Source organism: Brevundimonas sp. (assembly GCF_016463485.1).
Lineage (GTDB): Bacteria > Pseudomonadota > Alphaproteobacteria > Caulobacterales > Caulobacteraceae > Brevundimonas.
Window position 1 is genome coordinate 1 of sequence record NZ_JAEMRD010000102.1, and the last position, 12,213, is coordinate 12,213.

General features: G+C 69.6%; 15 protein-coding genes. 7 read left to right on the plus strand and 8 right to left on the minus strand.

Annotated elements, in window-relative coordinates:
- On the minus strand, positions 1-1,156 hold a 1,156-nt coding region (locus JHC99_RS13370), incomplete at its 3' end, for a DUF2793 domain-containing protein (protein WP_292154879.1).
- Positions 1,157-1,446: 290 nt separating this feature from the next.
- Positions 1,447-1,908 (minus strand): DUF4112 domain-containing protein, encoded by a 462-nt coding sequence (locus tag JHC99_RS13375; protein WP_292154881.1) that lies wholly within the window; start codon positions 1,906-1,908, stop codon positions 1,447-1,449.
- Between the two features lie 80 nt (positions 1,909-1,988).
- Between JHC99_RS13375 and JHC99_RS13380 the strand changes: the two genes are divergently transcribed.
- Entirely contained in the window at positions 1,989-2,957 is a 969-nt protein-coding gene (locus JHC99_RS13380; protein WP_292154882.1) for an endonuclease/exonuclease/phosphatase family protein, read from the plus strand.
- On the opposite strand, the gene JHC99_RS13385 is transcribed toward JHC99_RS13380, so the two are convergent.
- Genes JHC99_RS13385 through JHC99_RS13395 form a run of 3 tightly spaced genes read right to left on the minus strand, consistent with a single transcriptional unit; the run spans position 2,935 to position 5,371 of the window.
- Complete coding sequence (locus JHC99_RS13385; RefSeq protein WP_292154883.1) at positions 2,935-4,143, minus strand: CCA tRNA nucleotidyltransferase; 1,209 nt, start codon at positions 4,141-4,143, stop codon at positions 2,935-2,937. The two genes, JHC99_RS13380 and JHC99_RS13385, sit on opposite strands and share 23 nt — an antisense overlap.
- The gene (locus JHC99_RS13390) at positions 4,140-4,811 is read right to left on the minus strand and encodes a CoA pyrophosphatase (protein WP_292154884.1); all 672 of its coding nucleotides are present in this window, start codon (positions 4,809-4,811) and stop codon (positions 4,140-4,142) included. The genes JHC99_RS13385 and JHC99_RS13390 overlap by 4 nt, the downstream gene beginning before the upstream one ends.
- Positions 4,808-5,371 carry a DUF1285 domain-containing protein gene (locus JHC99_RS13395; RefSeq protein ID WP_292154885.1) on the minus strand — a complete coding sequence of 188 codons (564 nt, stop codon included), beginning with the start codon at positions 5,369-5,371 and terminating at the stop codon, positions 4,808-4,810. The genes JHC99_RS13390 and JHC99_RS13395 overlap by 4 nt, the downstream gene beginning before the upstream one ends.
- A 93-nt stretch (positions 5,372-5,464) precedes the next feature.
- On the opposite strand from JHC99_RS13395, the gene JHC99_RS13400 reads away from it, so the two are divergent.
- Both JHC99_RS13400 and JHC99_RS13405 read left to right on the plus strand, forming a co-directional pair.
- Positions 5,465-5,752 (plus strand): type II toxin-antitoxin system RelE/ParE family toxin, encoded by a 288-nt coding sequence (locus tag JHC99_RS13400; protein WP_292154886.1) that lies wholly within the window; start codon positions 5,465-5,467, stop codon positions 5,750-5,752.
- Positions 5,752-6,048 carry a HigA family addiction module antitoxin gene (locus JHC99_RS13405; protein ID WP_271146622.1) on the plus strand — a complete coding sequence of 99 codons (297 nt, stop codon included), beginning with the start codon at positions 5,752-5,754 and terminating at the stop codon, positions 6,046-6,048. The genes JHC99_RS13400 and JHC99_RS13405 overlap by 1 nt, the downstream gene beginning before the upstream one ends.
- Positions 6,049-6,057: 9 nt before the next feature.
- Here the strand turns inward: JHC99_RS13405 and JHC99_RS13410 are convergent, their stop codons facing one another.
- From JHC99_RS13410 to JHC99_RS13420, 3 genes are read right to left on the minus strand one after another with little or no spacing between them, the layout of a single operon-like run.
- Positions 6,058-6,546: a GNAT family N-acetyltransferase gene (locus JHC99_RS13410; protein ID WP_292154887.1), complete on the minus strand. Its 489-nt coding sequence runs from the start codon at positions 6,544-6,546 to the stop codon at positions 6,058-6,060.
- A 56-nt stretch (positions 6,547-6,602) separates the two neighbouring features.
- Entirely contained in the window at positions 6,603-7,382 is a 780-nt protein-coding gene (locus JHC99_RS13415) for an enoyl-CoA hydratase (RefSeq protein ID WP_292154888.1), read from the minus strand.
- Positions 7,379-8,497 (minus strand): MBL fold metallo-hydrolase, encoded by a 1,119-nt coding sequence (locus tag JHC99_RS13420; protein ID WP_292154889.1) that lies wholly within the window; start codon positions 8,495-8,497, stop codon positions 7,379-7,381. Before JHC99_RS13420 ends, JHC99_RS13415 begins: the two co-directional genes overlap by 4 nt.
- 176 nt (positions 8,498-8,673) lie before the next feature.
- Between JHC99_RS13420 and JHC99_RS13425 the strand changes: the two genes are divergently transcribed.
- The 4 genes from JHC99_RS13425 (at position 8,674) to JHC99_RS13440 (ending at position 12,063) form a co-directional block, all read left to right on the plus strand.
- Positions 8,674-9,618 carry a hypothetical protein gene (locus JHC99_RS13425; RefSeq protein WP_292154891.1) on the plus strand — a complete coding sequence of 315 codons (945 nt, stop codon included), beginning with the start codon at positions 8,674-8,676 and terminating at the stop codon, positions 9,616-9,618.
- 89 nt (positions 9,619-9,707) lie between these two features.
- On the plus strand, positions 9,708-10,679 hold the full coding sequence (locus JHC99_RS13430) for a hypothetical protein (protein WP_292154892.1): 972 nt from the start codon (positions 9,708-9,710) through the stop codon (positions 10,677-10,679).
- Between the two features lie 62 nt (positions 10,680-10,741).
- Positions 10,742-11,548, plus strand: a complete 807-nt coding sequence (xth, locus tag JHC99_RS13435) for an exodeoxyribonuclease III (RefSeq protein WP_292154893.1) — start codon at positions 10,742-10,744, stop codon at positions 11,546-11,548.
- A complete protein-coding gene (locus JHC99_RS13440) occupies positions 11,548-12,063 on the plus strand; it encodes a hypothetical protein (protein WP_292154894.1) in 516 nt (171 codons plus the stop codon). Before xth ends, JHC99_RS13440 begins: the two co-directional genes overlap by 1 nt.
- Positions 12,064-12,213 lie beyond the last annotated feature (150 nt).

Sequence of the window (12,213 nt, forward strand, 5' to 3'; positions counted from 1 at the left end):
AGCCGTCGGGGCGTTGCAGGGCCTGTCCCGCCCCGGCCGTGGCATCCGTTCGACTGTCGCCGCCGGGATTGGCAGCGGGTACGCCAGAGCCGCCCGCACCGCCCGGACCGGCCGACCCGTCACCACCCGCACCGCCTCGACCGGCCAGGGCCGTCAGGATCACCGTCGCAGAGCTGGAGATCGTGGTCGCGCCCCCGTCAGCACCGGTCGCACCGCTGCCGGACATGACCGAGGCCCCGCCCGTGCCGCCTGTGCCGATGACGATGGCCAGGGTGGCTGCGAGGTCTGCGGTGCGCCATTGGCCCAACGACACACCCCCTGCCCCACCGCCGCCGCCACCGAAGCGCGCCGAACCGCTCGCCCCCGCAGCACCCGAGCCACCGCCGCCCGCGCCACCCACGGCGACGGCTTCGATGCGTCGCGCCCATGTGGGGACCGTCCAGGTTCCGCTCGCGGTCAGGACAGTGGTCTCGACCCGGCCGCCGCCGGACGGAAAGGCCACCGCGCCCGTGGCCCGGTCCACGGTCATGGCCGCGCGCCAGGTCGAGCCGTCGGCGCTGACCTTCAGCGACAAGTCGTCGTCGCCGATCAGGCCCAGTTCGGCGCGACCCGAATAGCCGCTCTGGAACAGTAGCGACCCGACGTCGGTCGCCGTGTCCTTGTTGAAGGTCAGGCGCAGGTCGCCGTCGCCGCCGTCGGACAACGACCGGGCCGTCCACAGGGCCTTGTTCAGCCGGGCGGCGAAGGGATTGGTAGCGTCGGCCGTGGTGTCGATCCCCAGCCGGGTCAGGGCCTGGACCGCGCCGAGCTGCTCACCAAGCGGCGACCAGCCTGAGGCGGTACGCACCACCAGCCGGGCCTGATCCGCGACCCAGACGACGAGGCCGGACGGCGCCGCGACCACGGCCCAGCCGCCAGCCTCGAAGCGGACGAGGTCGTGTGCGTCGAAGGCCGACCAGGCGGTGCCCGTCGAACCGGCGGGCAGGATATGGAGGTCGCCGTCCTCAGGATCGGCGGGCTGGGCCGTCGTCGTATCGCTGATCACCGCGCACTGGACGAGGGCGTCCAGCCGGGTCAGGGCCTCGTTGAGGGTGACGTGTTTCTGAAGCTGGCCGGCGGCCAGATAGGCAAGCCCAAGGCGGGCGCTGGTATCCATGACGATCTCCGTTGCTGTCGGAGATCAGTCTGGGGGCGCGGCGGACCTGGGCGCGTCGGAAGGGGTCTCGACGGTGCAATCCCTTGTGCGGCAAGGGATTGGTGGGCTGAGGTTTGAAACTTCGAGGCCGCCGACAAGCCGGATGAGGGTTGCGGGGAGGCCCATGGAAGGGCTCTGAAGGCCTCCCCGCTGACCGGCTCGCGGCTGTCAGGACCGCGCGCGGCCGCCAAGGCGCCCGAGCGACGAACCGATCGGCAATAGCTACGGCAAGCATCCGCCTGCGGATGACCTCAGTCGTGCAGATAGACGACGCGACGAAGGTTCCGATCGCCGCGCACGGTCTCCAGATGCCGGTCATGATCGCCCGAGGCACGGGCCGCCCCTTCGGAATCCTCGACCCAGTGGGTGGAGGCGATGTCCTTTTGCAGGGCCTTGGCGGCGAGCAACTGGCCGGGGAAGAAGGTGTCGACGACGTCGCCGGCGATCGGAACCGTGCCCGTGGCGGTATCCACGGCCATATAGGCCGCCATCTGGGCCAGGGTCGCAGGCGAGGCCTTGGCCCGGATCGCCTGAAGGATCAGCCAGCCGCCTGTACCGACCGTATAGACGGTGCCGACCACCGGCACCCAGGTCAGCAGGGCGTCTAGACCCAGCCCGAAGGGGCCGATGCCGATGACCCGGTCGGACAGCTTCTTGACGCCCTCGACATTGGACCAGATCTTCTCGATATCCGCGATGGTGCGCCGGGCCATGGTATCTTCCTTCATCGCGGCCGAGGCGGCGGCGACTGTAACGCCCCATACCGACCCGCGTTCACGAGGAAATCAAGCGCATGAGGCTGAGCGTGCATAGGCCGGCCTTCCCCACTGTCCGCCAGATCGTGACGGGGGCCATGGTCCTGTCGCTGGGGCCGTCGCTGATGATCGGGGCGGCGGCGCTGAGCGGGATCGGGCACCGGTGGGTGGATATCCTGGCCCAATTCACCGGGCCTGCGATGGCGGTGTGCGTGGCGATCCTGATCGTGACGCTGATCGCGCGGCTTTGGGTGGCGGCGGGGGTCGGGGCCGTCGTCGGGCTGGTGCTGCTGGCGGCGGGTACGCCTCAGTGGTTTCCGTCAAAGGGCCAGCCTCAGGCGGGCGCGCCGGTGGTGAGGCTGTACACCGCCAATCTGTGGGTCTGGAACCGGGACGCCGGGGCGATCCGGGCCTCTGTGGCGGACAGCGCAGCCGATGTGGTGGTCTTGATCGAGACGCCGGTGCCCATGCTGGACGACCTGGACCGGCTACTGCCGAGCCAGCCTTATCGGGTGGTCGAGACCGGTGGTGCCTATGCGGTGGACGGGACGGTGATCGCTTCACGCTGGCCGGTCAGGAAGGTCGAGGCGCGGGGCGGGATGAATCACGTCGCGGCGGTCGTGGAGACGCCGCTGGGGCCCGTGACGGTGTTCGCCGTCCACCTGACCCGGCCGTGGCCCTATCAATTCCAGTGGGGGCAGATCAGCCAGGTCATGGCGCTGGAGGCCTCGATGCAGGGGCTGGAGGACCAGGTGGTGATGGCGGGCGATTTCAACAGCGTGTCGAGCGCGCGGATCGGGCGGCAGATCAGGGGCGAAATAGGACTGATCCCGGCCCCGGGCTGGCCGGGGACGTGGCCTGAAGCGCTGCCCTCGCCGTTGGGGATCACCATCGACCAGGTCTATCGCAGCCCGGACCTGGCCCTGGTCGGGCGGGAACTGGGGCCGCCGACGGGGTCGGACCACCGGCCGGTGGTGACGCTGCTTACGCGTTCAGAGAGGCGATGACGCGGGCCAGACGTTCGGTGTGGCCCTCGGTCGGGAAGTCGTCGGCGATCCAGCCTTCCTCGAAGGCGGCGAGCACCCGGCCGGTGTCGGGACCGGCAGGCAGGCCCGCAGCCGCGACCTGACGCCCGCCGACCGGCAAACGGGGGATGGGCCAGGCGTCGGCGAGGTCGAGCCAGGGCGTGGCGGCGGTGGGCCGGTCGGTCTGGGCGGCGGCGCGCTGGACCCGGTCACGGAAGGTCTCCCGTCCCAGTCGGTACAGGTGGGCGCGGGCGGCGGGCGGGGTCATATCGAGATCGACCTCGCCGAAAGCCGCTGCGACCAGGCGCAGGCGGTCGGGGTTGGACAGGCGAAGGGCGCGCGCGGCGGCCTCGACCGTTTGCGGGTCGGCGGGCAGCAGGCTGGACAGGCGCAGGACGGGATCGGGGCTGAGAGCCACCATTCGCTCGAACATTTCCAGCGACGCGGCGTCGGGCAGAACCTGGCTCAGCACGCCGGAGGAGGCCATGGCGGAGACCGCCGGGCGGGGATCGGGGGCGCGCAGGAGCTTCAGCAGTTCGCGAGACACCCGCTCGGCCGACAACCGCACCATGCCGTCGGCGAGGGCGGCGCAGGCGGCGAGGCCCTCGGCGTCGGGTTCGCCCTGGCCGTACCAGGCGAAGAAGCGAAAGAAGCGCAGGATACGCAGATAATCTTCGCGGATGCGGGTCTTGGGGTCGCCGACGAAGACGATATGGCCGGCGCGGGCGTCCTCGACGCCATGGCCGGTGGGGTCGAACACCTGGCCCGTGCCGTCGGCGTACAGGGCGTTGAGGCGGAAGTCGCGGCGCTGGGCGTCCTCGGACCAGTCGTCGGTGAAGGCGACGGTGGCGTTCCTGCCGTCGGTCGAGACGTCGCGCCTCAGGGTGGTGATCTCATACGGGGCGCGGCCCGAGACGGCGGTGACCGTGCCGTGGACCAGGCCGGTCGGCACGACCTTGAGCCCGGCGGCCGTGAGAGCCTTCATGGCCGCCTCGGGTTCCAGCCGGGTGGCCAGGTCGATGTCGTCGACGGGCTGGCCCATCAGGCTGTTGCGCACGCAACCGCCGACGAAGCGGACGCAGCCCTCTCCACCTGCGGCTTCCAGAGCCGCGATGACGGCGCGGGTGGCCGGGCGGGTCAGCCAGGGCTGGTCGGCGAGAGGCGTCATGCGGCGCTCTCGCCGGCCTGGAATTCGCCGTGCAGCCGGGCGTGCAGGCCCCGGACGATGCCCGCCGTGGCCCCCCAGATGTAGCGCTCCTGCCAGGACATGGCCCAGTACCAGCGACGCGGGCCGGTCTCGGGGTCGTAGTGGTCGCGGCGGTGGTTGGCGACATCCATCAGGAAGTCGAACGGCACCTCGAACACCTCGGCGACCTCGTCGGCGCTGGGCGACAGGCGGGGCGGTTCGGTCAGCCAGCCGACGACGGGGGTGATGCGAAAGCCCGTGCCGGTCTCATAGGTGTCGGCCAGGCCCAGCACCTCGACGACGGACGGCGACAGGGCCACCTCCTCGTCGGCCTCACGCAGGGCCGCCTCGATCGCCGTTTCGCCCGCGTCGAGGCGACCGCCCGGGAAGGCGATCTGGCCGGTGTGGCTGCTGAGGGTGTCCGAGCGCCGGGTCAGGAGCACGGTCGGCCCCTCGGCACGGGCGATGATGGGGATCAGGACGGCGGCGGGGCGCAGGGGCGAAATGACGGGGAAGGTCGCGACGTCGCGGTCCGGGTTCAGATCGAAGTCAGAACGCACCGGGCGGCGATCGGGACTCCAGGTCTCGACCGGATCGAGGCCGGCGGTCAGGCGAGCCTTGAGATCACGAAGGGGACCGGCCGCGCTCATTCCACCCCGGCTCCGACGGGACCGAGCGGGAAGGCCTGGCCGCAGGAGGTCACGGTCAGGCGGCCGTCCACGACCTCGGCCATCTCGACCAGGTCGTAGAAGACGGTGCGGACGATGCGGGCCTCGAGCCCCCGGCGGACATGGATGCGGGGGGCGGGTTCGCCGGTGGCGGGGTCGGTCTCGACCGTGATCGGGTGGTCGGCGTCGGCCGTGACCTCGTCGCCGACGTCGGTGGTGAAGACCAGGGCATCGTCCCGGCGTTCCATCGCCACGGCGCGGAACGGCAGGTCCTCGACCGTGATCCGCATCTTCTCGACCGGGGTGACCAGATGATAGCCGTCGGGATCGAGCCGCAGGACGGTCGAGAACAGCCGGACCAGTTCCCTGCGTCCGATCGGCGAGTTCTCGTGCATCCAGGTCCCGTCGGCGCGGATGACGATGTCGATGTCGCCGCAATGCGCCGGGTGCCAGAGATGCACGGGCGGCAGGCCGCGGCCGGGTGCCTGTTTGGCAGCGGCGGTGATCGCGCTGAGGCCTCCGGAGGGTGGGGTGTCGGTCATGGCAATGACTTAGGCGCAGAGGGTGGCTGCGTCATCATGCGTAATGCGTCAAGCGACGCTTGACGAAACCAGCATCTCGCGCCATGTTCCCGCGTGGAGATCGAAAGCATCCGTCACAAAGCTTTGCGGCGCTTTGTAGAGACCGGCGCGCCCAAGGGGCTGGCTGGAGACCTGATCCCTCGATTGCGCGGGATGCTGGCCTACCTCACAGCCATCGCCGAGGTCGGGGAGCTGAGAATTCCGCCGAACTACGGTGCTCACGTTCTGACGGGTGACCGGGCGGGAACCTGGGCGCTGACGGTAACGCGGAATTGGCGGATGACATTCACGGTCAATGCCGATGGCGCGATCGAAGACCTGGACCTGGAGGATTATCACTGATGGCCATCAAGCTTCATTCCAGTTTCGCCATCCATCCCGGCCCATGGCTCAGGGATGAGGTGGTCGAACCCAGCGGGCTGAGCGTGACGGATCTGGCGCAGCGTCTGGACGTGACGCGACAGGCGTTGAGCGGGCTGCTGAACGGTCGCGCGGGGCTGTCTGCGGAGATGGCCATACGTTTCGAGAAGGCGTTCGGCCTGAGTGCGGACACTCTGCTGAGGATGCAGACCGCGCATGATCTGTCGAATGCGCGCAGTCATCAGGACCGGATAAGGGTCGAGCCGATCGCGGCCTGAAGCGATCCTTCAAACCGGCCGAGCGATCCCTGTCGGGGCAGGGCCCGTCACCGGCAACCACAACACCCGGCGCGGGTCAGCGGGGCCTTCGAGGTGGACGGCCGGGGCGGGCTCGAAGCCGAAACGGGTGAAATAGGACAGGTCGCCGACCAGCAGGATGCCGGCGACGTCGCAGCGTTTCGCATAGTCGACGCAGGCGGCGACCAGATCGGCGCCCAAACCGGCCTTGCGGTCGTCGGCGGCGACGGTGATGGGGCCCAGGAACAGTGCCGGCTGGCCCTCGATCTCGATCGACCAGAGCCGGACCGACCCGACCAGCCGCTCCCCGTCGCGGGCCACGAAGCCGGCGGCCATGTGGGCGCGCTCGCGGACCCGCTCGGCAGTCTTGGCATAGCGGCCGGGGCCGAAGGCGGCCATGATCAGGGCGTCCGCCTCGGCGCGGTCGCGGGGCAGCTCGGGGGCGAGGACGAGCGGCTGGATGTTGGCGGCGACGGACATGAGGCGCGCCTGCTAATCGCAATGGGCGGCGGGTTCAAGGCAAGGCTTGATGACGCTCAGCCAGCTTTACTGAAATCGGGCGCCCGCTTCTGGGTGAAGGCCATGAAGGCTTCCATGGCTTCGGGGCTGGACATCTGGGAGCCGAAGGCTTCGCCCTCGCGCTGCATCAGGGCCCACAGGGCGTCGGCGTCGCGCATAAGGCGCTTGGTCTTCTTGATCGAGTTGGGCGCGCGCTGGGCCACCTTGGCGGCGAGGGCGGCGGCGGTCGCATCGACCTCCGCGGAGGGTACGCAGCGGTTGGCGATACCCCAGGCCAAGGCGGTCTTGCCGTCGATGGCCTCGCCCAGGGCGAACATCTCGAAGGCGCGCTGATGGCCGATCGCCATGGGCAGCAGCATCGAGGATGCGGCCTCGGGCGCCAGGGCCAGGTTGACGAAGGGGACCGACAGCAGGGCGTCCTCGGCGACCACAACCAGGTCGCAGTTGAGCAGAAGCGTCAGGCCGATTCCGACCGCCCGGCCCCGCACCGCAGCCACCGCCGGCTTGTCCAGATCGGCCATGGCGCGCAGGAACTGGAACACCGGGGCTTCGATCATCTGGCCGCCGCCGCCCGCCTGACTGATGGCGATGAAGTCCATGATGTCGTTGCCGGCCGAGAAGCTGTCGCCCTCGGACCGGAACAGGATGACGCGCACGGCGTCGTCGGTCCGGGCGCGGTTGGTCGCCTCGGCCAGGACCGAATACATGGCCTGAGTGATCGAGTTCTTCTTCTCGGGACGGGCCAGGGTGACGGTCAGGACGCCGTCGGCCAGGTCTGTACGGATGGGGTCGCTCATGCGTCGGGTTCCGGGGCTTCGAGGGGTTGAGGATTGACGGCGACCCACCAGTCGACGCCGTCGGCGTCACGGTCGCGTCGGATGAGGCCGCGATTTTCGAGGCAGTTGAGATGGGCGAGGCTCTCGCCCGTGGCCATGCCGAACACCCCATCGCCGATCGGGCGGGCAAACAGGCTGGAGAAGACGTCGATGGCGCGTTTCGGAGTCCGCAGGGATCGTTCGAGGCGGCGCAGGCCGGTCTCGTGTCCCCGCTTGAGCGCGTCGAGCCGGGTGTGGACGCCGGTGAAGGGCTCGCCATGGGCGGGCAGGACGAAGGTGTTCGTCGGCAGGAGGCCCCGCAGTTTGTCCAGTGACGTCAGCCAGTCCGCCAGCGGGTCCTGAAGCGGCTCCGTCGGCCAGACCGAGACGTTGGACGAGATGCGCGGCAGGATCTGGTCACCCGAAATAAAGACGCCGTCCGACTGACGCCACAGACAGACGTGTTCGGGGCAGTGGCCGTTGCCTATGACGACGTGCCAGACGCCGTCGCCGATGGCCACGTCATCACCCTCGCTCAGACGCCGGTAGCTCTGCGGCATCGGCGAGACGGCGCTGCCGAAGCGACCGAACTCCCGGCGCCAGGTCTCGATCCGCGTCTCGTCCCAACCGGCGGCGCGAAGGAAACGGACCCCCTCCTCCGGCGCTGGCCGGCCGGTATCGGCGACCAGCAGGCGGCAGGTGATGTATTCGAGCCGGGACATCAGCAGCGGTGCGCCGGTCCTCTCGCACAGCCAGCCGGCCATGCCGACGTGATCAGGGTGCATGTGGGTGCAGATCACCCGCGTAATCGGCCGCCCCTGCAGCGGTCCCGCCAGCGCCGCCTCCCAGGCCTCAAGCGACGCCTGGGTGTTCAGACCGGTGTCGACCAGGACCCAGCCGTCGCCGTCCTCGATCGCATAGACATTGATGTGGTTCAGCGACATCGGCAGGGGCAGCCGCATCCACAGAACGCCCGGCGCGGCCTGGACCGCCTCGCCCGGCTCAGGCGGCGTGCCGAGGGGATAGGTCAGGCCGCGGTTCCCGGCACCCGCCTCGACCGTGCCGTCCTGGGTGGTGATGACTGCGCCGTCGGCCAAGTCCGTCTCCTATCGAAACGAAGCTTTAGGCCCGGGGTTCGGCGTCGTCCAGATCACCCGGGGTAAGCCGACGCGCAAGTTTCGCCACCGGAGGGCTCACGTCCGCCTTGACCCCGCCACATCGCCCCGGCATGGCTCCGCAAAGTTGTACCCGCTGTCCGTCAGGAGCCGCCTTCGTGTTCACTCGATTCGTTCCGGCGGCCGTCGCCGCCCTGTCCCTGGTTTTCGGCACCGTTCCGGCGCTGGCTCAGGAAAACCCGGCCGTCGCGGCCCGGACCCAGGAGGCGGTCACCAACGCGGCCCAGCAGCGGCAGGAACGCCAGCAGCGCCAGAACCGCAACAGCCGGGCTCCGGCCGCTCCGACCCCGGAACAGAACAAGGCCGCCGCCGACGCCCTGATCGCCGCCACCAACAGCACCTGCCAGACCACCGAGGTCGTCCTGCGCGGCCAGATCGGCGAGGGCCAGAACGCCTATGAGGTCGCCTGCGCCACCGGTCCGGGCCTGGTCCTGATCGGATCGACCCCGCCCCAGGCCGTCGACTGCATCGCCCTGTTCGGCCAGGCCGACATGGCCCGCGCCGCTGACCCTGACGCCGACGTCGGCCTGCAATGCCAGATCGAGGGCAACAAGGACGTCCTGAAGGTCATCAAACAGTATGCCGCCGAAGCCGGCGTGAACTGCACGATCGACGCGGGTTCGGCGGTCGGCAAGTCCGAGGCCGACGGCCTGGTCTATGAGATCGGCTGCACCGGCGTGGACGGCGTCCGCATCGAAAAGGCCGCATCGGGCTGGACCAAAACCTCCTGCTTCCAGATCGCCTCGGCCGGCGGCACCTGCCGCTACACAACCCCGGCCGAACAGTCGGCCACGCTGAAAGGCTGGCTGGCCCCGAGCGCCGCGTCGGCCTGCGACGTCAGTGAATCCCGCCTGATGGGCGCGAATGCCAACGGCTCGTTCTACGAAGCCAAATGCGCCGCCGGGAACGGCCTGATCGCCCGCTTCAACACAGAGATGGCCGTGCAGCAGATCTACCCTTGCGAAACCGCCCAACTGATCGGCGGCGGCTGCAAACTGACCGTGGTCCCTGCGGCCCCGGCGGCCGCGGCTCCCGCCCAGTAAGAGCGTCACGAGGGCGTGACCGCCTCTGGGTTGCACCCGGGGCGGTCTGGGGCCACAGTGCCTCCTTTCGGACACGATTGGAGACGGTCATGCGGGCTCACTGGAAGCGAATTGCGGGGGTTCTCTGCGGTGCCCTGATGCTGGCGACGACGTCGGCGGCGGCGGCACAGACTCCCGGCAATGGTCAGATCGTCGGACCCGGCGGCCTGGCGACCGGTGCCCGCAGCTTCTCGACCAAGCTGACCGACCCCATGTCCGCAACGGTGACCGCCGTGACCCCGACCCGGCTTGACCGCCAGCGCAATCGCAACGGCGTCTATAACCGCAACCCGTCGGTCAACGAGGTCGTGTCCGCAGCGCAGTCCGAGATCAACACCGCCAACGTCGACTGTCGCGTCGTCGAGGCCAGTCTGATGGGCTACAACTTCGAGCAGCAGGCCGTCTATGAGGTCTCTTGCGGGACCGGCATGGGCTATGTCGTCGGCGCTTCGTCGCCGCCCACGGTCACCGACTGCATCACCATCGCGGGCCGTGCCGACATGGCATTGCGCGCCGATCCGGCGGCAACGCCCGTCGTCTGCACCCTGAGCGCCAATCGCAACATCAGCGGCATGGTGGCCAATTATGCGCGCGAAGCCGGTGTCGGCTGCAACATCGACGAGGCCGCCATGGCGGGCACCTCGGTCGCGGGCAACGCCGTCTATGAGGTCGGGTGCACCGGAGCCGACGGCTACTGGATCGAAAAGGCGAGCGCCGGCTGGATGCTGACCCCCTGCGTCAAGGTCGCCGCCCAGAGCAACGCCTGCCGCTTCACCACCCGTGACGAACAGGCCGCCACGGTGCGGACCTGGCTGGCGGGGACCTCGGCCGCCGCCTGCGACGTGACCGACGTCCGCTACATGGGTGCCAACGCCCAGGGTGCCTTCTACGAAACCAGATGCGGTGCCGGTGACGGCTATGTGGCGCGGCTGGACAACGCCATGGCCGTCCAGCAGGTCCTGCCCTGCGCCCAGGCGGCGGGCATCGGCGGGGGCTGCACCCTGGCCGCCAACCGGAACTGATCCGCATCGATCCTGCTGCGAGCCGCCTTGTCCGACAGGGCGGCTCGCCCTAGCCTTCGGCCATGCGTATCGCGACCTGGAATGTGAACTCCGTCAACGCCCGGCTGGCGACCGTCCTGGCCTGGCTTGAGGCGGCGAACCCCGACGTCGTCTGCATGCAGGAGATCAAGACGGTCGACGAGAAATTCCCGCGCGAGGACTTCGAGCGGCTGGGCTACAATATCGAGACCCACGGCCAGAAGTCGTACAACGGCGTGGCCATCCTGTCGAAACACCCGATGTCCGACGTGCGGCGCGGCCTGCCCGGGCCTGAGGGCGCGGGTCCCGACGGCACCGACGACGACCAGGCCCGCTATATCGAGGCGGTGATCGAGGCCCCGGTGCCGGTGCGGGTGGGGGCCATCTATCTGCCCAACGGCAACCCGGTGGCGACGGGCAAGTTTCCCTACAAGCTGGCGTGGATGGAGCGGCTGCGGGCCCATGCGGTCGATCTGCTGGCCCATGAGGAGCCGCTGGTGCTGTGCGGGGACTATAACGTCATCCCGACGCCGGCCGACGCCAAGAACCCCCAGAACTGGGTCGGCGACGCCCTGTTCATGCCCGAAAGCCAGGCCGCGTTCCGGGCGATGAAGTATCTGGGCCTGTCCGAGGCCGGAGAGCTGGGCGAACAGCCGCCGGGGACCTTCACCTTCTGGGACTATCAGGCGGGAGCCTGGCAGAGGGACAACGGCATCCGCATCGACTTCCACCTGCTGTCACCCCAGGCCGCCGACCGGTTCCGGGGCATCGAGACCCACCGCGACGCCCGCGACATGGACAAGCCATCCGACCATGTGCCGGTGGTGATCGACCTGGACCTCGGCGTCTGATGGAAGAGGCGCTGCGGGTCATCCTGCTGGTCGGCCTGGCGGCGGCGGCCCTGACCACCGGTGCCCTGACGCTGAACTGGTGGATGGAGCCCGAGCGGCGGCTGCGGCGGGCCATGTTGAAGTCGCTGGGGGCCGTGCCCGAGGCCGAGGCCCTGTCGCCGGCCCAGGGACGGGCGGCGGGTCTGGACTTCGACGGCGGCCAGGTGGCGGTGCTGTGGAACCGGGGGGCGATGGGGCTGGTCTATGCATTCGACGAGGTCGAGGGCGGCGAGGTCATCGTCGACGGACACGTCCTGGCCCGGATCCGGCGGGGCGAGGCCAGGAAGGCGCTGGACGTCATGGCCCCCGACGCCGAGCAGGTGACGCTGCGGCTGATGTTCGCGGACGCCCGCCATCCCGAGTTCGAACTCAGCCTGTGGGACGCCACACTGCCGACCCAGACGGGATCGCCGGCGGAAGCGTTGCGGCTGGGGCGGCGGTGGTTGAGCCATCTGGAGGCGCTGCTGAAGGGGTAAGCATGAGTCTCCTCCCCGTTCGCCGATTGTCGTACGGGGAGGTGGCGCGGCGCCGCTTGCGCCGTGACGGAGGGGCTCTCACCCCAGACGCGGTGGGCGCGGACAGAGCCCCTCCACCACTTCGTGGTCCCCCTCCCCATCGCTGCGCAA